Consider the following 18,930-nt stretch of genomic DNA (forward strand, 5'->3'; position numbering starts at 1 on the left):
CGGCCACATGCACGAAACCGGTTTTTATCGCCCGCGCTCCGCGCTGCAGATGCTGGCGCGAATCGATGGTGCGCATGGCGAGCGCGGTCGCGCGATGCACGACGCGTTCGCGCGGATCGACGCAGTCGAGGCGTCGGTCCGCGCGCTGACCGCGGTGGCGTCGCGGGAGGCCGCGCTGGCGGCGGCCGGCGCGGCGGACGGGCCGCTGGGCGGATTGCCCGTCGTCGTCAAGGACATCTTCGACACGCAGGCGTTGCCGACTTGCTACGGTTCGCCGATCTATGCGCAGCACCGGCCGGCCGCCGACGCGGCCATCGTCACGATGCTGCGGCGCGCGGGCGGTGTCGTGTTCGCGAAGAGCGTGACGAGCGAGTTTGCGTACATGGCGCCGACGGTCACGCGCAATCCGTGCGATCCGGGCCGTACCGCGGGCGGCTCGTCGTCGGGATCGGCGGCGGCGGTCGCCGCGGGCTACGCGCCGTTCGCGATCGGCTCGCAGACGGGCGGCTCGACGATCCGCCCCGCGTCGTTCTGCGGGATCGCCGGCTACAAGCCGACCGTCGCGATGCTGCCGACCGCCGGCATGAAGAGCTTCTCGTGGACGGCCGACACCGTCGGCCTGTTCGCGGCGACGGTGCGCGACGTCGCGTACCTGGGCGCCGTCCTGGCCGCGCGCGATCCGCGGACCGTCGCCGCGGCGCCGCTCGACAGTCCCGTGTTCGGCGTGCCCGAGTCGTGGCCGTGGACGCAGCCGTCGGACAATGCGTGCGCGGTGCTCGACACGGCGATCCGCGCGATCGAGCGGGCGGGCGGTCGCGTGCGCCGCGTGCGCTTCGCGCCGTGGATGGCGCGCATGACCGATGCGCACGAGACGATTCAGCGTTACGAGGCATACCGGACGCTGGGTTTCGAGTACGATCGACATCGCGGCGCGTTGACGCCGATGCTCGCGACGTTTCTCGAGCGTGCATCGCAGGTGGACACGGCGAACTATCTTGCCGCCTGTGCCGAACTCGCGGCCGCGCGCGACGCACTCGGCGGCTGGTTCGACGGATTGAGCGCGCTGCTGACGCCCAGCGCGCCCGACGAGGCGCCGGACGGTCTCGCATCGACCGGCGATCCGGCATTCAACCGGAACTGGACCCTGCTCGGCACGCCATGCGTGAACGTGCCCGGCCTGCGCGGCGCACGCGGCGCGCCGATCGGCGTGCAGGTGATCGGCCCGCGCGGCGACGACCTGCGCTGCCTCGCGGCGGCGCGGTTCGTCGAGCAGGCGATCGCCGTCACGTAAGCAAGCGCGTGCCGAAGGCTCGCGCGGGCAGTCACGGCGCGGGCCCGGCACGGTGGGCACGGACACTGGAGGAAACGACATGCAGGCGAAGTCGCAGCAGTCGTCGGGACAGTCGGGCACGGATGCCGGATGGCGCATCGGCGTGCTGTATTCGCGCACGGGCGTGACGGCGGCGACCGAATCCGAGCACTTTTTCGGCACCGTGCTCGCGATCGAGGAAATCAACGCGGCGGGTGGCGTCGACGGACGCCTGCTCGACCCGGTGGTCTACGATCCGCGCAGCGATCCGGACGAGTACCGCCGGCTGGCGTCGCGCCTGATCCAGGACGACGACGTCACGGTCATCTTCGGCTGCTCGACGTCGTCGAGCCGCAAGGCGGTGCTGCCCGTCATCGAGCGCAACAATGCGCTGCTCTGGTATTGCTCGATCTACGAGGGCTTCGAATATTCGCCGAACGTGATCTATACGGGTGCGGTGCCGAACCAGAACAGCATGCAGCTGGCGGCCTATCTGCTGCGCAACCGCGGGCGGCGTTTCTTCCTGGTGGGCGCCGACTACATTTACCCGCGCGAATCGAACCGCATCATGCGCGACATGGTCGAGCAGCACGGCGGCGAAATCGTCGACGAGATCTACCTGCCGAACGACGCCGATCCGGAAGCGCTCGCGGAGGTGGTCCGCCAGATTCGCGCGGCGCCGCCGGACGTCGTGTTCTCGACGCTGATCGGCCGCAGCGCGCGCGCGTTCTACCAGTTGTACCGCGAGTACGGCATCGATCCCGCGCGGGTGCCGATCGCGAGCCTGACCATGACCGAGGGCGAGACGCGCATGATCGGCCCGGAACTGTGCGGCCACCATATCGTGTCGGCCAGCTACCTGAATACGCTCGATCTCGACGGCAACCGGCGCTTTCTGGAATCGTGGCACGCGCGCTTCGGCGAGCAGCCCGCGAGCATGTGGTCGGAGATGGCGTACAACCAGGTCCGCCTGTTCGCGCTCGCGCTGGCGCGCACGCGCAGTCTCGACACGGCGAAGCTGGTCGACGCGGTGCACGACGTCGAATTCGATTCGCCCGAAGGCGTGCTGCGCATCGACCGGGACAACAATCACGCGATCCTCACGCCGCGCATCGCCGTGTGCCGGCCCGACGGCGCGTTCGACATCGTTTGGGAGGGAAGCGGGCCCGTCAAGCCCGATCCGTACCTCGTGTCGTACGGATTCGCCGAGTTCTGGCTCGATGGAGAACGGCCATGACCACGTGGGCGCACCGGCTGTTCGACGATCTGCGCACGTTGCGCGTGCTGGTGATTCATCCGCCCGGCGAGGACCGCAACGTGCTGGTCGAGCAACTGGGCCGGATCGGTTGCCCGGTGACGGTGCTGTGGCCGTTTCCCGCGCAGTTGCCCGACGATGCCGACGCGGTGTTCTTCCTGGTCGGACCGGAGACGCGCCGCGCGGGCAACTGGTGCGCGGCCGATACGCGGGCGACGCTGATCGCGCTGTCGGACTATGAAAATCCGACCGTGCTGAAGATCCTCGTCGATACGCAGGCGCACGGCGTCATCACCAAGCCCTATCGCTCGACGGGCATCCTGAGCACACTGGTGCTCGCGCGAGCGTCGTCCGGCTATCAGCAGCGGCTGCAGAGCAAGATCGGCAAGCTCGAGGACGCAATCAAGGCGCGCCGCCACATCGAGCGCGCGATGCGCATCCTGATCGAATCGCACCAGCTGAGCGAAAACGACGCGTACGAACATATCCGCTCGCGCGCGACCCGCCTGCGCGTGACGGTCGGCGAAGTCGCGACGATGGTGATCGATGCACACGAGGCGATGGAAAAACTCGGCCTCGACAAACCCGCCCGATCCTGATTGAAAGCAGCAGTGAATCGCGTACGGCGAGCGTTCGCGCGCCCCGTGTGCGGCCGGCGCGGCGCGAATCGTAACAGATTGTCAAAGATTGTCTTCGCGCGTTATCCGGCTGGCGAGAATGACTTCAACGCAGACCGGTTTGCTGAAGCATTTCGTTGAGTTCGATGCGGTTGTAGGTCGCACGCAGTGCGTCGCGCGCGGTGATGGCATTCCGGGCGACGAGTTGCGCGAGGCTTTCGTTGAGCGAGCGGGACATGTTGTCCTCCTTGCGCCGGACGAATTCCGCGAGCATCGGGATCTTCGACGGATCGGTGAGGAACGCGCTGATCTGCTGGTTGTGGTTGAACAGCAGTTCGCTGGCGAGCACGAGCTGATCGCCGCTTTCGCTGGGCACGAGGCTCTGGCAGATCACGCCGATCAGCGCGTTTGCGAGCGATGCCGCGTGACGTTCGCGCTGCTCGGCGGGAAAGAACGAAAGCAGGCGCGTGACGGTGGTGAGTGCGCTGCCGGTGTGCATGGTCGCGAACACGAGGTGCCCCGATTCGCTGGCCTGCAGCACGGCCTCGGCGGTTTCGATGTCGCGGATCTCGCCGACCATGATCACGTCGGCGCGCTCGCGCAGCACTTCGCGCATGCCGGCGGAGAAGCTGCGGGTATCGGTCGGGACCTCGCGCTGGGAAATGATCGACTGGTGGCTGTCGAGCGCGTATTCGATCGGCTGCTCGATCGTGACGATATGGCAGTTGCGGGTGCGATTGAGGTGGTCGAGCAACGACGCGATCGTGGTGGTCTTGCCCGAGCCCGTGACGCCGGTCACGAGCACGAGCCCCATGCTCGCGGTCTCGATCGTGGAGCGGATGTACGCGGGCAGGCCGAGCTTGTCGAGCGGCAGCGGGGCGAGCGGCAGGCGGCGGATCGAGATGACGGTCTTGCGACCGTTCGAGGTGCGGTAGACGTGCGCGCGCAGGCGGCAGCCGGTCAGCACGAACTGGCGGTCGATCGCGCCGTCGCGCAGGCGGTTGTCCCAGTCGTCGTCGACGGCATCGAGCATCGGCGCCATCTCGTCGAGCATGATCGGACCGCCGTCGGTCTCGACCCAGCCGCGCGGCGTCTTGATCATGATGGGCCGGTCCTGCTCGATGTGCAGGTCGGTGAAGAAGCGGCGCTGATCGACGAGGTCGAGGATCTCCTGGGTCAGGTCGCGCGGTTCGGACGGGTGACTGTGCATATCGTGTGTCGATTGCAGCGAAGGGGGTAACGCGATCCTCGCAGGCCTCCGCGCGATTGTCCAGCGCGGCGGCGGGGACGCGGCAACCGGCAGGCAAATCATCGGGCGTCGGCGACGCCGTGGCTGGAGGAACGACCTGAATGCGTACGTTGAAGGCATGCATGGTAGCGCTCTGGATGGTCGGAGGCTGGGGGGCCGCGCATGCGCAGGCCACCGGCCCCGGCGGCGCGGCGCTCGACGATCAGGTCTCGGTGGCCGGCGAGGCGCACGATACGCCGCGCGTCACGACGCAGGGCGCGGGCGTGCCGCTGCGCGCCGCGCTGCGCAGGATGGTGCCGGTCACGTACAGCATCAACCTGCCGAATGCCGGCGCATGGGCGGCGACGCCGGTGTCGTGGAGCGCGGGTCATTCGCTCGCGCAAACGCTGCGCGAGATGCTCGCGGGGCATCCGGAACTCGCCGCGCAGGTCGACACCGATTTCCAGCTCGTCACCGTCCGTTACCGGCAGCCGTTCGGCTCCGACACGGTGGGCGCGCTGATGCCGCCACCGGTGCCGCCGATGCCGTCCGCGACACTGCCGGGCGGCGTGGCCGATGGCGGGCCCGCATCGGGTGTCGTGGTCGGCGGCCCGATCGGCGGCGCGGCGCCCGCGAGCCCGATGCCGGATCGCGCGAGCGCGGCCGGCAAGACCGGCGCGTCGCGTCCGTCGGCTCCGGGCTCGTCGCGCGCATCCGCGGCCGCGCCCGCGGACGCGCGTCCGGCGACCCAGGCCGACCGCACGCCGGACACCGAATTGCCGCTTCCCGGCGCGCGCGGTGCCGCGGCGGACCGTCATCCCGTCGCGGGCGCGCTGCCCGCCGGCGCGGGGCCGTTGCCGCCGCCGGCGCGGACGTGGCGCATCGAGCTGTCCGATCGCACGGTACGCGGCGCACTCACGCGCTGGACCCAGGAGGCGGGCTGGCGATTGATCTGGGAGGCGCCGGTCGATTTCGCCGTCGACGCGCCCGCGACCCTGACCGGCACGTTCGACGAAGCGCTGCAATCGGTGATCGGCGCGCTGTCGGCTACCGACGCGCCCGTGCAGGCGATTCTCTATCGAGGCAACAAGGTGCTTCGCATCGTTGAAAAGGGAGCCGGTTAATGCGCCATCTCGCGATCACTCTCGCGCTCGCCGCGACCCTGACGGCCGGCTGTACCGGCCTGTCGGAGAAATTGTCCGCCGCCGTCGACCACGATCACGCGCAGTCGAAGCAAGCGATCGATGCCGCGTTTGCCGGCGACGTCCGCCCGCGCTCGGGTGCCGACAGCGTGATCGTCAAGGATACGCTGTGGCTGTCGGGCACGACGATCAAGCTGAATCATGCGGACGTCCTGCCGCCGGTGTTCCTGCAGCCGGCCACCTTCGACAGCGACGTCGGCTCGCTGGCTGAATTCTCCGAGCGCATTTCGCGGCTCACGCATATCCCGACGCGCGTCTCGCCGAACGCGACCGGCGATGCGCCGGCGAGCGCCCGCGGCGTGTCGACGCCGGTGCTCGGCAACGTGCCGCCACTGCCGCCGTTGCCGGGGCTCGACGCGTCGCGCGGCAACGCGCCCGGCGCGAACGCGATTGCGGGCCTCGCGGCGCCGACCCACATTTCGTATCGCCATGGCGACCTGCGCGGCCTGCTCGATGCCGCCGCCGCACGCTTCGGCGTCTCCTGGAAGCTGGTGAACGGCGCGATCCTGTTCTACTTCACCGACACGCGCACGTTCCAGGTCAACGCGATTCCCGGCGATGCGTCGGTTGATGCACACGTGATGAGCGGCGCGACGAGCGACAACATCGCAGGAGGCGGCAACGCGTCGGCGGGCGGCACGGGTTCGAATTCGAACCAGCCGAGCGTATCGGCCACCAATACGGCCAACACGGTGGTCAACTCGCAGCTGTCGGTGTTCAACAGCCTGAGCGCGTCGATCAAGGCGATGCTGTCGCGCTACGGCAGCGTGGTGTCGTCGCCGGCGACCGGGTCGATCACGGTCACGGACACGCCGGACGTGCTCGATCGCGTCGGGCAGTTCATGGACGCGCAGAATCGCTCGCTGTCGAAGCAGGTGCTGATCGACGTGACCGTGCTGTCGGTCGACCTGTCCGACGACGACAGCTACGGCATCAACTGGCACGCCGTCTACCAGGCGCTCGGCACGTCGTTCTCGCTCGCGAACACGTTCTCGACGACCGCGACCAATCCGGTCTCGTTCACCGCGCAGGTGATCACGCCGAACAGCCGTGCGTCGGGAACGCTCGCGATGATCAGCGCGCTGTCGCGCCAGGGCAAGGTGCGGCGCAAGACATCGGCGTCGATCACGACGCTCAACGATCAGCCGGTGCCGGTGCAGGTGGCGACCCAGCAGGGCTACCTGGCGTCGGTGTCGACGACCAACACCGCGAACGTCGGCTCGCAGACGGCGCTCACGCCCGGCACCGTCACGACCGGCTTCAACATGACGCTGCTGCCGCACGTGCTCGACAACGGCACGGTCCTGCTGCAGTTCTACACGAACATCTCGGCGCTGCTGGAGCTGAAAACCGTCGAGAGCGGCGGTCAGAAAATCCAGACGCCGGAGATCGACACGCGCAATTTCCTGCAGCGGGTGTCGATGAAATCGGGGCAGACGCTGGTGCTGAGCGGTTACGAGGCGTCCAACGACAATCTCACGAAGTCGGGCATCGGCACGCCGAACAATTACGCGTTCGGCGGCGGATACGACGGCGTTCGCGACCGGCAGGAAATCGTGATCCTGATCACGCCGATCATGATGAACGGCGCCTGACGAGCGCGCGACGGATCCCGCCATGGCCACTCACGTCATTCAGATCGGGCACCAGCGCTTCGTCTGCGGGTTGTTCTGGCAGTCGCTGTCGCGGCGCCACGAATTGCGCAAGGAGGCGATCGAACTCGGCAGGAAGCTGAGCTTCGACCTGATGGTGCTGCGCATGGACCGCAGCGTCGCAGCCGCGGGGTTCGCGAACGCCGGCGACGGCGTGCAGTCGGGCGTGGCGTCGCTCGGCATCGTCGTCGCGAAGGCGATCGCGAAGCAGGGCGCGTTCTACAACGGCCGCCAGCAGCCCGCGCCGAACTGGCTGGGCGCGTTCAGGCTGCCCGACGGACGCTGGGCCTTTTTCGCGATCCGCGACGGCTCGTTCTTGCCGAACGGCGATTTCATCGGGTCCGCCGACGAGGTGTTCGAGCGGCTGAACTCCGACTACGCGCTCGGCGGCTGGAACACCGTGATCGGCGATCCCGAGATCGAGCCGATGGGGTTCCACAATTTCTACGCGCGGCGCATCGACGATCTGCTCGACAGCCGGCGCGGCCGCGTGCGGGCACCGCAATGGACCCGCCTGCGTCCGGTTCGGCGCGGCCTGCCGTGGCAGGCGCTCGGGCTCGCCGCGGGCGTCGCGGTCGCGGCGACGGGCGTGTCGGTCTGGTACGCCCATCATCGTGCCGCCGAGCAGCGCGAGCGGGACCGCGCGCTCGCGCTGGCGCGTGCCGGCCTGCGCGCGCGCGCGTCGGGGCCCGCTACCCACCCGTGGGCGAGGCTGCCCGATCCCGGGCAGTTCGCGCGGGCATGCCAGCGGCATTTCGCGCTGCTCGCGCCAGGCGGATGGACGCTCGATCGCTATGTGTGCGATCCGCAGGGCGTGCAGTACGCGTGGTCGCGCAACGGCTCGACGGTCGCGCTGCTGCTCGCGGGCGCGCCGTCCGCGCAACTGGATGCGAGCGGCGAACACGCATCGTTCAGCGAACCGTTCGAGATGGGCACGCCGCGCGACGAAGCGTTGCTGCCGGGCGCGGGCCTGAAGGCGGAGCTGCTCGCGCGGTTCCAGGCGATGAACGTGCCGGCGACGCTGTCGCCGGTCGCGGCGCCGCAGCAGGACGCACTCGCGCCGGTCGGCAGCACGCCGCCGCCGTGGCATCAGTGGCGCTTGCTGGCACGGCTCGGCGGCTTGCCGCCCGAACAATTCACGCCGCTGCTGAGCGCGGCCGGCGTGCGCCTTGTGAAGTTGACCTACCAGGCGGGCGACTGGTCCGCGGAGGGAGTCGTCTATGCGAATTGATACGAGATCTTGCGCCCGTGCCGGGCTGATCGTCGCGGCGCTGATCCGGGCCGGCGGCGCGGTCGCCGCCGCGTCCGAGCCGGCCGCGACCGTGCCGAAAGCATCCGCGGGCGTCGCCGTGGCGAAGCCGCTCGGCGCTGCGCCCGCGAGCGGTGCCGCACAGGAGGCGCCGCCGGCCGGCTGGTCGACCGGGGCCGCCGCGCAACTGACGCGGCTCGAGGAGCAAACCGTGTTGCTCAAGGCCGAGATCAGGAAGCTCGACGCCCAGGCCGAAGTCGCGCAACGGACGGCTGCGCTGGCCCGGCTCGGCAGCGCGGCGACGATCGACCCGGTCGCGCAGAACGTGCGCGTCATCGCGATCGAGGGCTTCGGTCATCGCTATACGGCGATCGTGCAGACCGGTATCGGCGAGCGTTTCGACGTCGCCTCCGGCGACGAATTGCCGAACGGCATGAAGATCGTGTCGATCGGCGCGAACGAGGTCGTCGGGCGCTGGGGCAACGGGCAGAAGATGCGCATGGTGCCGGTGCTCGCGTCGCGCAGCGGTGCCGTGTTCAACGGCGGACCGAACCCGGCCGCGAACGGCGCCGCCAATACCGGTGTGGCGACGGGTGGCGGCGCGCCCGCCGGCACGCTCGTGCCCGCCGCCGATCCCACGGCGGCAGCGGGTTTGCCGCCAGCGTACCAACCGGCCCAGTAGCCAGGCGAGGCTTCCGATGAGCTCACTTCGATTGGGGCGCCCGGGCGCCGCGGCGCCGCAACGGGGCGCCGCCGGCGCCGACACCGCGCATCCGTTGTCCGGCGAAGGCCCGTGGGCCGCAAGCGCGGAAGAGCGCAAGCTGCTGTGCCTGCTCGACGACGGCCGCCTGCTGATCGCCGAGGGCCACGAACTGAGCCCCTACGTGCTGTCCTATCGCGCGCGGCTCGACCGGCTTCGCCATCACTACCGGATGCAGGCGGTCGGGCTCGACGAGGTGCGGCGCGCGTACGAGGGGATGCGCTCCGACGGGACCGGCGAACGCGTCGATCACACGGCGATGCAGGTCCTCGCGAAGGAACTGATCGCGCACGCGTGCCGCGAACGCGCGTCCGACATCCACATCCGCGTGAAGCGCTTCAGCACGGAGATCCTGTTTCGCATTCACAACGAGCTGGTGCGCGTGAGCGAGCAGACCCGCGAGCAGGGCGCGCGCCTGCTCGCGACGCTCTATGCGGCGATGGCGAGCGTCTCTGACAACACGTACAAGCCGCACGAACGCCAGGACGCGGCGATCGGCGACCGCGACAAACTGCCTGCCGAGCTGTTCGGAGTACGCATTGCAACGGCCCCCACCAGTACCGGCAACGTGATGGTGCTGCGACTGCTGTACAACGATGCGGGCGATTCGATCGACCTGCGCCTGCTCGGATTCTCCGATGCGCAGGCCGCGGAGATCGACGAGTTGCGGCGCCTGCCGCACGGCATGAACATCATCAGCGGGCCGACGGGCTCGGGCAAGTCGACTACGCTGCAGCGCGTGCTGGCCGGGCAGATCGCCGAGACCCACGGTTCCGTCCACGTCATTACCGTCGAGGATCCGGTCGAGTATCCGATCGCGGGCGCGGTGCAGACGCCGGTCGTCAACGCGCCGACCGAGGAGGCACGCTCGCTGGCGTTCGCCGGCGCCATCGCCAATGCGATGCGGCTCGACCCGGACACGATCATGATCGGCGAGGTGCGCGACCGCGCTTCCGCGCAAAGCGCGTTGCGTGCGTCGATGACCGGCCATCAGGTGTGGACCACCGTCCATGCCAACAGCGCGCTCGCGATCGTCGACCGGCTCGTCGATCTCGGCCTGCCGCTCGCGATGGTGACCGACGAATCGTTGATCACGGGGCTCGTCAGCCAGCGCCTCGTCAAGCTGCTGTGCCCGCATTGCAAGCAGCGCCTCGCGGGTTCGCCGCAGCAGGACGACGCGCTGGCGGCGCGCGTGCGACGCGCGGTCGGCGCATCGTTCGACAAGGTTTTCGTGCAGGGGCCCGGCTGCGAGCATTGCGGCGGGCGCGGCACCGTCGGCCGTACGGTGGTCGCCGAGGTGATCCGGCCGGATGCGCGGTTGTTCGCCTATCTGCGCGAGGGCGACAGACACGCGGCGCGGGCGTACTGGCTCGACGAGCTCGGCGGCCGCACGACCGTCGAGCACACGATCGAGAAAGTCGCCGCGGGGCTGGTCGACCCGCGCGCGGCCGAACGCATCGTCGGCCCGCTCGTGGCGCGCAACGAACCGGTGCGGCTGCGTCCGGTCGACACGACGGAAGGCCGGCGCGGGAACCCGGGCGGCGCGGTCGCGGGAGCCGGCCATGAATCTTGATCCGCACTTGCGGTGGGCCAAGCTGCAGGCGACGCCGCAAGCGCGCCTGCGGCACTATCGCAAGATCGAGAAGATGCTCTCGAACGGCCTGCCGCTGCTGAAGGTGCTCGAGGAGCTCGAACTGCGCGCGTCGCACGACGGACGCAAGCCGACGCTGCCCGAAGCGATCCTGTTCGGCGAATGGCGCCGCACCGTGCAGAACGGCGGCAGCCTCGCGGAGGGGATGGACGGCTGGGTGCCGCAGGCCGAACAGATGATCGTGCTGGCGGGCGAGCAGTCGGGCCGTCTCGAAGGCGCGCTGCGCTCGGTGACCGGCATCGTGACGTCGGGGCGGCGCATCCGCAACGCGATCGCGCAGGGCCTCGCGTATCCCGTCGCGCTGCTCACGATGATGCTGGCCTATCTCTACCTGTTCGGCGCGAAGCTCGTGCCGCAATTCGCCGCGATCGAGGATCCCGAACGCTGGCACGGCTCGGCACGCCTGCTGTACGACCTGTCCGTGTTCGTGCAGGCGTGGCTGCCCGAATGCCTGATCGTGGTCGTCGTGCTGGTCGCGCTGCTCGTCTGGTCGATGCCGCGCTGGTCCGGGCGCCTGCGCAGCCGTTTCGACAATTACGCCCCGTGGTCGCTGTACCGGCTGATGGTCGGCTCGAGCTTTCTGACTGCGTTCGCGTCGATGCAGGCGGCTGGGTTCACCGTCGAGAAGTCGCTCGCGCAACTGGCCGATCATGCGAAGCCATGGCTGCGCGAGCGTATCGACGACACGCTGTTCGGCGTGAAATCGGGCTTGAATGTCGGGGAGGCGATGCGCATGAGCGGGCACCGGTTTCCGTCGCAGGAAATCGTCGACGACCTGTGCGTATACGCGCAATACAAAGGCTTCGCCGAGTCGCTCAAGACGCTCGCGGACGAATGGATCGAAACGGGCGTCGAGCGGGTGTCCGCGCAAATGCGCGTGCTCAACGGCGTCGCGATCGTGGCGATGGCGATCATGCTGGGAATGCTGATCGTCGGGTTCTTCGGCATCCAGCAGGAACTCGCCGCGATGAGCAGGGCGATGCATTAGGGTCTGTTTAACCACGCAGGTTCATCAACAAGGGGAAAGGCGATGAAAGCGGTCATCACGCACCATGGGATGCCGATGCGAGCGAAGCGGCGCGACGTCGCGCGCATGCCGCCGCCGGCATGGGGGCCCGCGCACCCGGGCGCCGCATTGCAGCGCGGCGCGTCGTTGCTCGAGGCGATTTCCTATCTCGGCATCGCGGCGATCGTCGTGATCGGCGCGATCGCGCTGCTGGCGGGCGCGTTCAGCAGCGCGAACACGAACTCGATCACGGAGCAGGTGAACGCGATCCAGAGCGGCGTGAAAAAGCTGTACATGGGGCAGTCGGCGAGCTATGCGAACCTGTCGAATTCGGTCCTGGCGAGCGCGGGCGTGTTTCCGTCGACGCTCGCGCCGGCGTCCGGCAGCGGCGCCATCACCAACATGTGGAACGGCACGATCACGGTCGCGGCGGCCACGAACAACAGCAACCAGTTCACGATCACCTATACGAACGTGCCGCGCAGCGTGTGCGTCAACAGCGTGACCGCGGGCGGCAGCTGGATCTCGATCACCGTCAACGAGACGGCGCTCACGTTGCCTGCGACGCCGGACAGCGCGGCGACCGCCTGCGCGAGCGGCGACACGAACACGGTGGCCTGGACCTCGACCTGATGCCGGTGAACCGACGCGATGACCCTCGAAACCGAATCGTTGCAGCGGCTGGCTTTTTCCTACCTGTACCTCGGGCATACCCGCATCGGCGACTGCTTCATGGACGGGACCGCCCGGCGCGTGCAGGCGCTGCCCGCGCACCCGGCGCTGCGGGCCGAGCTGGATGCGCTGAAAGCCGCGTGCGGCAGCGCCCGGCCCGGGGCACGGGCGTTCCGGCTCGACTCCGGCGGCGTGTCGTACCGGGTGCGCGTGATGCAGACGCCCGACGGGCCGATGTACGTGCTGCGCCGTCTCGACCCGACGCTCGCGTCGCTGGCGGGGCTCGGCCTGCCCGGCGCCTACGTGCGGCGGCTGCTGCGCGCGGACCTCGACGGCCTCGTCGTGATCTGCGGCGCGGCCAAGAGCGGCAAGACCCGCACGGCCGGCGCGCTCGTGCGCGACCGGTTGACGCTGCACGGCGGCATCGCGATGACGATCGAGGAGCCGATCGACGCGGCACCGGGCGGCGCATACGGTGACGGGATCTGCATCCCGACGCTGACCAGCGCCGACCGGCAGGAGGATTTGCGGGCGGCGCTCGGCTGCGGCGCACGCGTGATCTTCGTCGGCAACCTCGACGATCCGGCGCTGCTGATCGACGTGCTGCTGGCGGCCCGCGAGGGCCACCTGATCGTGAGCACCGTACACGCCGACGACGTGGGCCGGGCGATCGCGCGGTTGCATACGGTCGCGGCCCGCGTGCTCGACGCGTCGTCGGTGCGCTCGCTGCTGGCCGACGGCCTGGCGGCCGTGCTGCACCAGCGGCCCGCATGCCGGGCGCCGGGGCAGCGGAGGTTCGAGGCCCGGTTGCTGATGCTCGCGGACAGCGCGCCGGCGCGGGCGCAGGTGCGCGACGGACGCTACGACGAACTTGGCGACGCGCTGCGCCAGCAGATGAAGTCGATGATCGCGTCGGACGCGCTGGCGTCGCTCAAGGGAGGAGGCTGAATGTTCGCGCTCTGGATCGCGGCTGCGATGATCGGGCTCGCCGGCGTCTACGCGCTCGTCGATGCGCGTGCGGTCGATGCCGCGCCGACCGTCACGGCGATGTCGATGGGACAGAGCATGGCGGCTTACCGGCTCGCCGGCGTGCGGTACGCGCTCGCGAATCCGGCCGCGGCCGGCACGGTATCGGACGGGGCGCTCGCGCCGTATCTCGGCGCAAGCGCGGCCAATCCGCTGTGGCGGGTCTATGTCGCACCGAACATGACGGTCGCGGGCAGCACCGTCGTCGTCTATACGACGTCGACGGTGGCCGGCGCGGCGATTCCCGTGATCGAGGCGCTCGCGTTCCATTCGGCGCTTGCCGGGGCGGCGCACGCGGGCGCGATCGTGTCGCCGGGGAATCCGGCCGTCGTCCTGCCGGCAATCGTCGCCGCCGCCGTTCCGGACGGTGCGCCGGTCTGGATGGCACAAGCGTATTGACGGGCGGCGCGGCGCTGCCCCTGAACTCGTCGACTTCATCATGAGCCCATTACGGAAACGTCAGCGCGGCTTCACGATCGTGGAGATGCTCGCGGCCCTCGCCATCGCATCGCTGATGATCGTCGGCGTCACGGCGATGATCGATACTTCCCTCGCGGACGCGAAGGGGCAGCAGGCGGCTGCCTGGCAGGCGCAGATGACGCAGGCCGCCGCGCAGCTGATTACGCAGAACCAGAGCGCGCTCGCGAGCGCGGCCACGCCGACCGTGCCGGTCGTCGTGCCGCTCGCGGGCGGCGGCTACCAGCTCGCGCGCTATTTGCCGCCCGGCGTGTCCGGCAAGAACGCGTACGGGCAGACGCCGTGCCTGCTGGTCTACGGCATCGACGCGACGACCGTGCAGGGGCTGCTCGTGACCGAGGGCGGCGCGACGATCGGCGACGTGCAGCTCGGCTACATCGCGGCGAATGCGGGCGCGGGCGGCGGCTCGATTCCGCGCACGAACAATGCGGCCGGCGCGGCGTTCGGCGCGTACGGTGCGTGGAGCATCGCGACACCGAACCCGTCGCGCAAATCGTGCTCGGGCAACGCGACCGGGTTCGGCCATCTCGTGAGCCAGGTATTTCCGGCCAACGCGCAGGCGCAGAACGGCGATTTCCTCTATCGCGTCAGCGTGCCGGGCAATCCCGCGCTGAACACGATGCAGGTGCCGGTCACGCTCGCGCAGCAGGACGACTACGCCGCGTGTACGTCCGCGACGGGCTCGATCGCGGCGGATGTGTCGGGTCATGTCGTCACCTGCAGCGGCGGCATGTGGAAACCGATCACGTCGCTGCACTGGCGCGACCCGGTCGCGTCGGCCGCGGCGCTCGGCAGCCTGCCGAATCCGCTGCCGGGCGACGTCGCGGTGACGCTGGCCACCGGCCGCGCGTACACGTTCAACGGCACGGCGTGGCAGGCGCTCGCGGTCAACGAGGCCGGCTATCTCGACCTCGGCAACGCGCAGACGGTCGGCGCACCGTGCGCGCCGGACGAGGCGAACACGACGCCCGTCACCACCGATGCGTCGGGCCGCGTGCTGTCGTGCCGCGACGGCACGTGGCAGACGCAGGCCGAAATCGAACCGGTCACGAACCAGACGGGCTGCACGATCCTGATGGCCTCGCCGAACGCCACCGACTATGCGGGGTGCGGCGGCGTGCCCGGCGGTGCATGGTCGAGCGGACCGTTCACCTACAACGGCGCGAACGGCACTTATTCGTACTACTACTATGTGCCGGTGACGATGGCCAAGCCGGGCATCGTCGCCGTGACGACCTGGGGGCACCTGAACGACGGCGTGAGCACCGGCAAGCGCGGCGCGCAGGCGCAGCTCTCGCAGGCCGTCGACGTGATGAACGATGCGCTCTCGGCGAGCTACGGCCATACCGAAGCGCAATCGCCCACGCTGATCGACGATTCGGGCGGCATCACGACGTCGCTCACGCAAGCCGTGAAGCCGGGCACGTACCGGGTCCGGATCGTCACGAGCTGGGCGACCTACGCCGTCATCACCACGCCGTGGACCAGCAGCCTGCTCGGCCAGCAGAACCAGGCGATTCCCAATACGCCGGTCGTGCATGGATGGACGATCAATACCTACTACTGACCGGGCGCGATGCGAACGGACATGCATGCACCGGAAGCGGGGGCGGTGCGACGGGGCGCCGGGCGTTGACGCGACGGGGCGGCCGGCCAATCATCGATCCCACGACCAGCCTTTCGTGCGAGCGAGACGACCATGCCCACCTTCCGCTTCGGCCTGCTGTTCATCCTCGTCGCCGCATGCATGGCGGCGACGGTCCACGCCGCGCCCGTCAACTGGCATACGCGCATGGTCGACTACACGGCCGACTCGAAGGACATCAAGGACGTGCTGCGCGATTTTGCCGCCAGCCAGGGCATTCCGGCCGATATCTCGAAGGACGTGCAGGGCAGCGTCACGGGCAAGTTCCACATGCCGCCGCAGCGCCTGCTCGACACGCTCGCGTCGTCGTTCGGCTTCGTCTGGTACTACGACGGCCAGGTGCTCGACATCGTGACGCCCGACGAAATGAAGAGCACGCTGATCAAGCTCGATCACGGCAGCACCGCGCAACTGCGCAGCACGCTCGCGGCGATGAACGTGACCGATCCGCGCTTCAGGATCACCTACGACGACGTGCAGGGCGCGGCGATCGTGAACGGGCCGCCGAACTACGTCAAGCTCGTCGGCGATGTCGCGCAGCGGCTCGATACGACGACGCGGCACCGCGCCGGCACGGTCGTGCAGGTCTATGCGCTGCATCACGCGTGGGCGATGGATCGCTCGGTGGTCGCCGACGGGCAGAGCATCAATCTGCTCGGCGTCGCGACGGTGCTCAACAACGTCTATCACCCGCAACAGGGCGGCGGCGGCAATTCGGGTGGCGGCGGCGGGCGCGCGCCGAACGTCCAGCGCGCGCAGCCGATGGGCAACGTCGGCGGCGCGCGCATGCAGGCGGGCGGACCGTCGGCGCCTCTACCGCCGGGCACGACGCTGGCGAACGGCGAGTCGTCGCTGGGCTTGCTGTCGGGCCTGTCGGGCCGGCCTTCGCAACAACTGTCGTCGGCCGTCGCCAGCTCGGGGCCGAATGCCGGCGGGCAGGCGTCGGGCGGCGGCGACGAGGAAGCGCTGCCCGTCATCGAGGCCGACCAGCGCACCAACTCGGTCCTGATCCGCGACACGCCCGACCGGATGTATCAGTATCCGGCGCTGATCCAGCGGCTCGACGTGAAGCCGCGCCTGATCGAGATCGAGGCGCACATCTTCGAGGTCGATACGTCGTCGATCCGCCAGCTCGGCGTGAACTGGACGGCGCACAACAGCCATATCGACCTGCAGACGGGCAACGGCCTGGGCGCGCAGAACACCTACGGCGGCACGCTGACCCAGAATTTCGGCAACACGACGCTGGCCGGAAACGTGACGGCGGCGGCGATGCCGGTGGGCGGCGTGCTGTCGGCGGTGATCGGCAACGCAGGCCGCTATCTGATGGCGAACGTGTCGGCACTGGAGGAGCAGAACCTGGCCAAGATCGACGCCAGCCCGAAAGTCACGACCCTCGACAACATCGAAGCCGACATGGCGAACCAGACGCAGTTCTTCGTGCGCGTGAGCGGATACACGTCGGCCGACCTGTACAGCGTGTCGACCGGCGTGTCGCTGCGCGTCCTGCCGATGGTCGTCGACGAAGGCGGCCGAACGCAGATCAAGCTCGACGTCGCGATCCAGGACGGGCAACTCACGTCGCGGACCGTCGACAATATCCCGGTGATCTCGAGCACGAACATCAATACGTCCGCGTTCGTCAATGAGGGCGAGGCGCTGTTGATCGCCGGCTACAAGAACGACGGCCGCAGCGATACGACGACGGGGGTGCCCGTTCTTTCAAAAATCCCCGTAATAGGTAATTTGTTCAAATATACGGATCGCGAGAACAACCGGATGGAACGTCTGTTTCTGCTGACGCCTCGAATCATCGAGCTATGAGCGTGAAATGCTAAACGAAAGCATTTAATTTTCTAAACACGGCAAGTCGAATTTCGATCGCGATTTACTTTGGCATTTGACGCCAATTTGCGGGTATAAATAAATTTAATATTATTAGCTTTATATTACTAATGATATGCTCGCCGGATTGCCCGCTTCTGATAAACGGAAACCTGAATGGCATCGATGTCGACGAAGCCTGGATCCGATGTGCGTCCGCCATCCGCGATCGACTGGGCGCAGGTCCTGTTCGACGCACAGCCGCAGGGCGCGATTGCCGTCGACGGGCACGGCGCGATCCTGTTCGCGACGCCGGTCGCGGCGCGCCTGCTCGAACGGCCGCTCGACGCCGGCGTGCCGCTGTTGCCGCTGCTGCGCGCGTATCGGCCGGATGACGAAGCGGCCGACGATACGGCTGCGCATGGCACGCTGCAGCGCGATCTCGAACGCGGCATCGAGCTGCAGGCGGCCGACCGCTGGCTGTGGGTGAAGCTCGAGCGAGCCCGCCCGGGCAGTCCCGCCGCGGCCGTCGCGTGGCTGCACGACGTGACGGACCTGCATCAGGCGCTCGACCGCCGTACCGAATCGCTGCGCTTCCTGTCGCACGACCTGCGCTCGCCGCAAAATTCGATCGTCGCGCTCACGCAGCTGCACGAGCACGATCAGGCGGCGTTCGAGGCGTGCGGCGGCATGCAGCGGATCGCCGAACTCGCGCGTTACGCGCTGTCGCTCGGCGATCAGTACATCTTCTCGTCGGTAGCCGATGTCGTTCGTCATCGCGATTTCGTGCGCTTCGATCTGCGCCGCGCGATCCGCAGCCTGATTCCGAAACTCGAGGTGGCCGCCGTCTATCGCGACGTCGCGCTGCGGCTCTGGCTTGCCGACGGGCCGGCCGTATGGATGAGCGGCGTGCAGGTGTTCGTGATGCGCGCGCTGCAGAACCTGATCGACAACGCGATCCAGGCATCGCGTGCCGGGGCGCGCGTGACGGTGTCGCTGCGGGTCGAGGACGGCACGGCGGTCGTGGTGGTCGGCGACGAGGCGGGCGGATTGCCGGGTCTGTCGCCCGATCGCCCGATGACGGACTTCGACGCGCTGTCGCCGAAGGCATCGGGCGGCTACGGCATCGGCCTCAAGCTGGCCGCGCGCATCGTCGCGCTGCACGGCGGCACGCTGCATGCCGAGGTCAATCGCGAGTCCGGCACGGATTTCGTGTTGCGCCTGCCGCGCCTCGTGCTGCAGGCAGGTATCCGAAACTCGCCGGCCGGCCGGCGCACTGGCCCTGCGGCGCTGGAGCGCCAGCCGCTCGACCAGGCCCCTCGTCAGCGGCGCTTGACACCGGGCTGAGGGCCCGAGC

16 protein-coding genes are annotated in these 18,930 nt (G+C 68.8%); 15 read left to right on the plus strand and 1 reads right to left on the minus strand.

What is annotated here, in order from left to right:
• Positions 1–7 precede the first annotated feature (7 nt).
• The 3 genes from KVT39_RS26730 (at position 8) to KVT39_RS26740 (ending at position 3,163) form a co-directional block, all read left to right on the plus strand.
• A complete protein-coding gene (locus KVT39_RS26730) occupies positions 8–1,291 on the plus strand; it encodes an amidase (RefSeq protein ID WP_034179944.1) in 1,284 nt (427 codons plus the stop codon).
• Between the two features lie 79 nt (positions 1,292–1,370).
• Entirely contained in the window at positions 1,371–2,546 is a 1,176-nt protein-coding gene (locus KVT39_RS26735; protein ID WP_217590597.1) for a transporter substrate-binding domain-containing protein, read from the plus strand.
• A complete protein-coding gene (locus tag KVT39_RS26740; protein WP_034179942.1) occupies positions 2,543–3,163 on the plus strand; it encodes an ANTAR domain-containing response regulator in 621 nt (206 codons plus the stop codon). The genes KVT39_RS26735 and KVT39_RS26740 overlap by 4 nt, the downstream gene beginning before the upstream one ends.
• A 124-nt stretch (positions 3,164–3,287) precedes the next feature.
• On the opposite strand, the gene KVT39_RS26745 is transcribed toward KVT39_RS26740, so the two are convergent.
• Positions 3,288–4,391 carry a type IV pilus twitching motility protein PilT gene (locus KVT39_RS26745; RefSeq protein WP_105390830.1) on the minus strand — a complete coding sequence of 368 codons (1,104 nt, stop codon included), beginning with the start codon at positions 4,389–4,391 and terminating at the stop codon, positions 3,288–3,290.
• A gap of 140 nt (positions 4,392–4,531) precedes the next feature.
• On the opposite strand from KVT39_RS26745, the gene KVT39_RS26750 reads away from it, so the two are divergent.
• The 12 genes from KVT39_RS26750 (at position 4,532) to KVT39_RS26805 (ending at position 18,920) form a co-directional block, all read left to right on the plus strand.
• Complete coding sequence (locus KVT39_RS26750) at positions 4,532–5,533, plus strand: toxin co-regulated pilus biosynthesis Q family protein (protein WP_146120824.1); 1,002 nt, start codon at positions 4,532–4,534, stop codon at positions 5,531–5,533.
• A complete protein-coding gene (locus KVT39_RS26755) occupies positions 5,533–7,206 on the plus strand; it encodes a PilN family type IVB pilus formation outer membrane protein (RefSeq protein ID WP_217590598.1) in 1,674 nt (557 codons plus the stop codon). The genes KVT39_RS26750 and KVT39_RS26755 overlap by 1 nt, the downstream gene beginning before the upstream one ends.
• Before the next feature lie 22 nt (positions 7,207–7,228).
• Positions 7,229–8,494, plus strand: coding sequence for a type 4b pilus protein PilO2 (gene pilO2, locus KVT39_RS26760; RefSeq protein ID WP_217590599.1), 1,266 nt, complete (start codon positions 7,229–7,231; stop codon positions 8,492–8,494).
• Entirely contained in the window at positions 8,484–9,194 is a 711-nt protein-coding gene (gene pilP, locus KVT39_RS26765) for a type IV pilus biogenesis protein PilP (RefSeq protein ID WP_051983637.1), read from the plus strand. Before pilO2 ends, pilP begins: the two co-directional genes overlap by 11 nt.
• Before the next feature lie 16 nt (positions 9,195–9,210).
• Entirely contained in the window at positions 9,211–10,845 is a 1,635-nt protein-coding gene (locus KVT39_RS26770) for a GspE/PulE family protein (protein WP_105390833.1), read from the plus strand.
• Entirely contained in the window at positions 10,835–11,911 is a 1,077-nt protein-coding gene (locus KVT39_RS26775; protein WP_034179937.1) for a type II secretion system F family protein, read from the plus strand. The genes KVT39_RS26770 and KVT39_RS26775 overlap by 11 nt, the downstream gene beginning before the upstream one ends.
• 42 nt (positions 11,912–11,953) lie before the next feature.
• Complete coding sequence (locus tag KVT39_RS26780) at positions 11,954–12,562, plus strand: type 4 pilus major pilin (protein ID WP_034179936.1); 609 nt, start codon at positions 11,954–11,956, stop codon at positions 12,560–12,562.
• A gap of 18 nt (positions 12,563–12,580) precedes the next feature.
• Entirely contained in the window at positions 12,581–13,549 is a 969-nt protein-coding gene (locus tag KVT39_RS26785) for an ATPase, T2SS/T4P/T4SS family (RefSeq protein WP_217590600.1), read from the plus strand.
• Positions 13,550–14,026 (plus strand): pilus assembly protein PilM, encoded by a 477-nt coding sequence (locus KVT39_RS26790; protein WP_217590601.1) that lies wholly within the window; start codon positions 13,550–13,552, stop codon positions 14,024–14,026.
• Positions 14,027–14,066: 40 nt separating this feature from the next.
• Positions 14,067–15,671: a shufflon system plasmid conjugative transfer pilus tip adhesin PilV gene (pilV, locus tag KVT39_RS26795; protein ID WP_217590602.1), complete on the plus strand. Its 1,605-nt coding sequence runs from the start codon at positions 14,067–14,069 to the stop codon at positions 15,669–15,671.
• 132 nt (positions 15,672–15,803) lie between these two features.
• The gene (gene sctC, locus KVT39_RS26800; RefSeq protein WP_034179932.1) at positions 15,804–17,573 is read left to right on the plus strand and encodes a type III secretion system outer membrane ring subunit SctC; all 1,770 of its coding nucleotides are present in this window, start codon (positions 15,804–15,806) and stop codon (positions 17,571–17,573) included.
• A gap of 177 nt (positions 17,574–17,750) precedes the next feature.
• On the plus strand, positions 17,751–18,920 hold the full coding sequence (locus KVT39_RS26805; RefSeq protein ID WP_105390837.1) for a HAMP domain-containing sensor histidine kinase: 1,170 nt from the start codon (positions 17,751–17,753) through the stop codon (positions 18,918–18,920).
• Positions 18,921–18,930 lie beyond the last annotated feature (10 nt).

It is taken from the genome of Burkholderia sp. GbtcB21 (genome assembly GCF_019091065.1).
Lineage (GTDB): Bacteria > Pseudomonadota > Gammaproteobacteria > Burkholderiales > Burkholderiaceae > Burkholderia > Burkholderia pyrrocinia_C.

What these genes read in the sequence shown, in the direction of transcription:
- KVT39_RS26790 (WP_217590601.1), top strand. Translation starts at nt 13,550, where the DNA reads ATGTTCGCGCTCTGGATCGCGGCTGCGATGATCGGGCTCGCCGGCGTC.
- KVT39_RS26735 (WP_217590597.1), top strand. Translation starts at nt 1,371, where the DNA reads ATGCAGGCGAAGTCGCAGCAGTCGTCGGGACAGTCGGGCACGGATGCC.
- KVT39_RS26785 (WP_217590600.1), top strand. Translation starts at nt 12,581, where the DNA reads ATGACCCTCGAAACCGAATCGTTGCAGCGGCTGGCTTTTTCCTACCTG.
- KVT39_RS26755 (WP_217590598.1), top strand. Translation starts at nt 5,533, where the DNA reads ATGCGCCATCTCGCGATCACTCTCGCGCTCGCCGCGACCCTGACGGCC.
- pilO2 (WP_217590599.1), top strand. Translation starts at nt 7,229, where the DNA reads ATGGCCACTCACGTCATTCAGATCGGGCACCAGCGCTTCGTCTGCGGG.
- KVT39_RS26745 (WP_105390830.1), bottom strand. Translation starts at nt 4,391, where the DNA reads ATGCACAGTCACCCGTCCGAACCGCGCGACCTGACCCAGGAGATCCTC.
- KVT39_RS26740 (WP_034179942.1), top strand. Translation starts at nt 2,543, where the DNA reads ATGACCACGTGGGCGCACCGGCTGTTCGACGATCTGCGCACGTTGCGC.
- pilP (WP_051983637.1), top strand. Translation starts at nt 8,484, where the DNA reads ATGCGAATTGATACGAGATCTTGCGCCCGTGCCGGGCTGATCGTCGCG.
- KVT39_RS26805 (WP_105390837.1), top strand. Translation starts at nt 17,751, where the DNA reads ATGGCATCGATGTCGACGAAGCCTGGATCCGATGTGCGTCCGCCATCC.
- KVT39_RS26775 (WP_034179937.1), top strand. Translation starts at nt 10,835, where the DNA reads ATGAATCTTGATCCGCACTTGCGGTGGGCCAAGCTGCAGGCGACGCCG.
- KVT39_RS26770 (WP_105390833.1), top strand. Translation starts at nt 9,211, where the DNA reads ATGAGCTCACTTCGATTGGGGCGCCCGGGCGCCGCGGCGCCGCAACGG.
- pilV (WP_217590602.1), top strand. Translation starts at nt 14,067, where the DNA reads ATGAGCCCATTACGGAAACGTCAGCGCGGCTTCACGATCGTGGAGATG.
- sctC (WP_034179932.1), top strand. Translation starts at nt 15,804, where the DNA reads ATGCCCACCTTCCGCTTCGGCCTGCTGTTCATCCTCGTCGCCGCATGC.
- KVT39_RS26730 (WP_034179944.1), top strand. Translation starts at nt 8, where the DNA reads ATGCACGAAACCGGTTTTTATCGCCCGCGCTCCGCGCTGCAGATGCTG.
- KVT39_RS26750 (WP_146120824.1), top strand. Translation starts at nt 4,532, where the DNA reads ATGCGTACGTTGAAGGCATGCATGGTAGCGCTCTGGATGGTCGGAGGC.
- KVT39_RS26780 (WP_034179936.1), top strand. Translation starts at nt 11,954, where the DNA reads ATGAAAGCGGTCATCACGCACCATGGGATGCCGATGCGAGCGAAGCGG.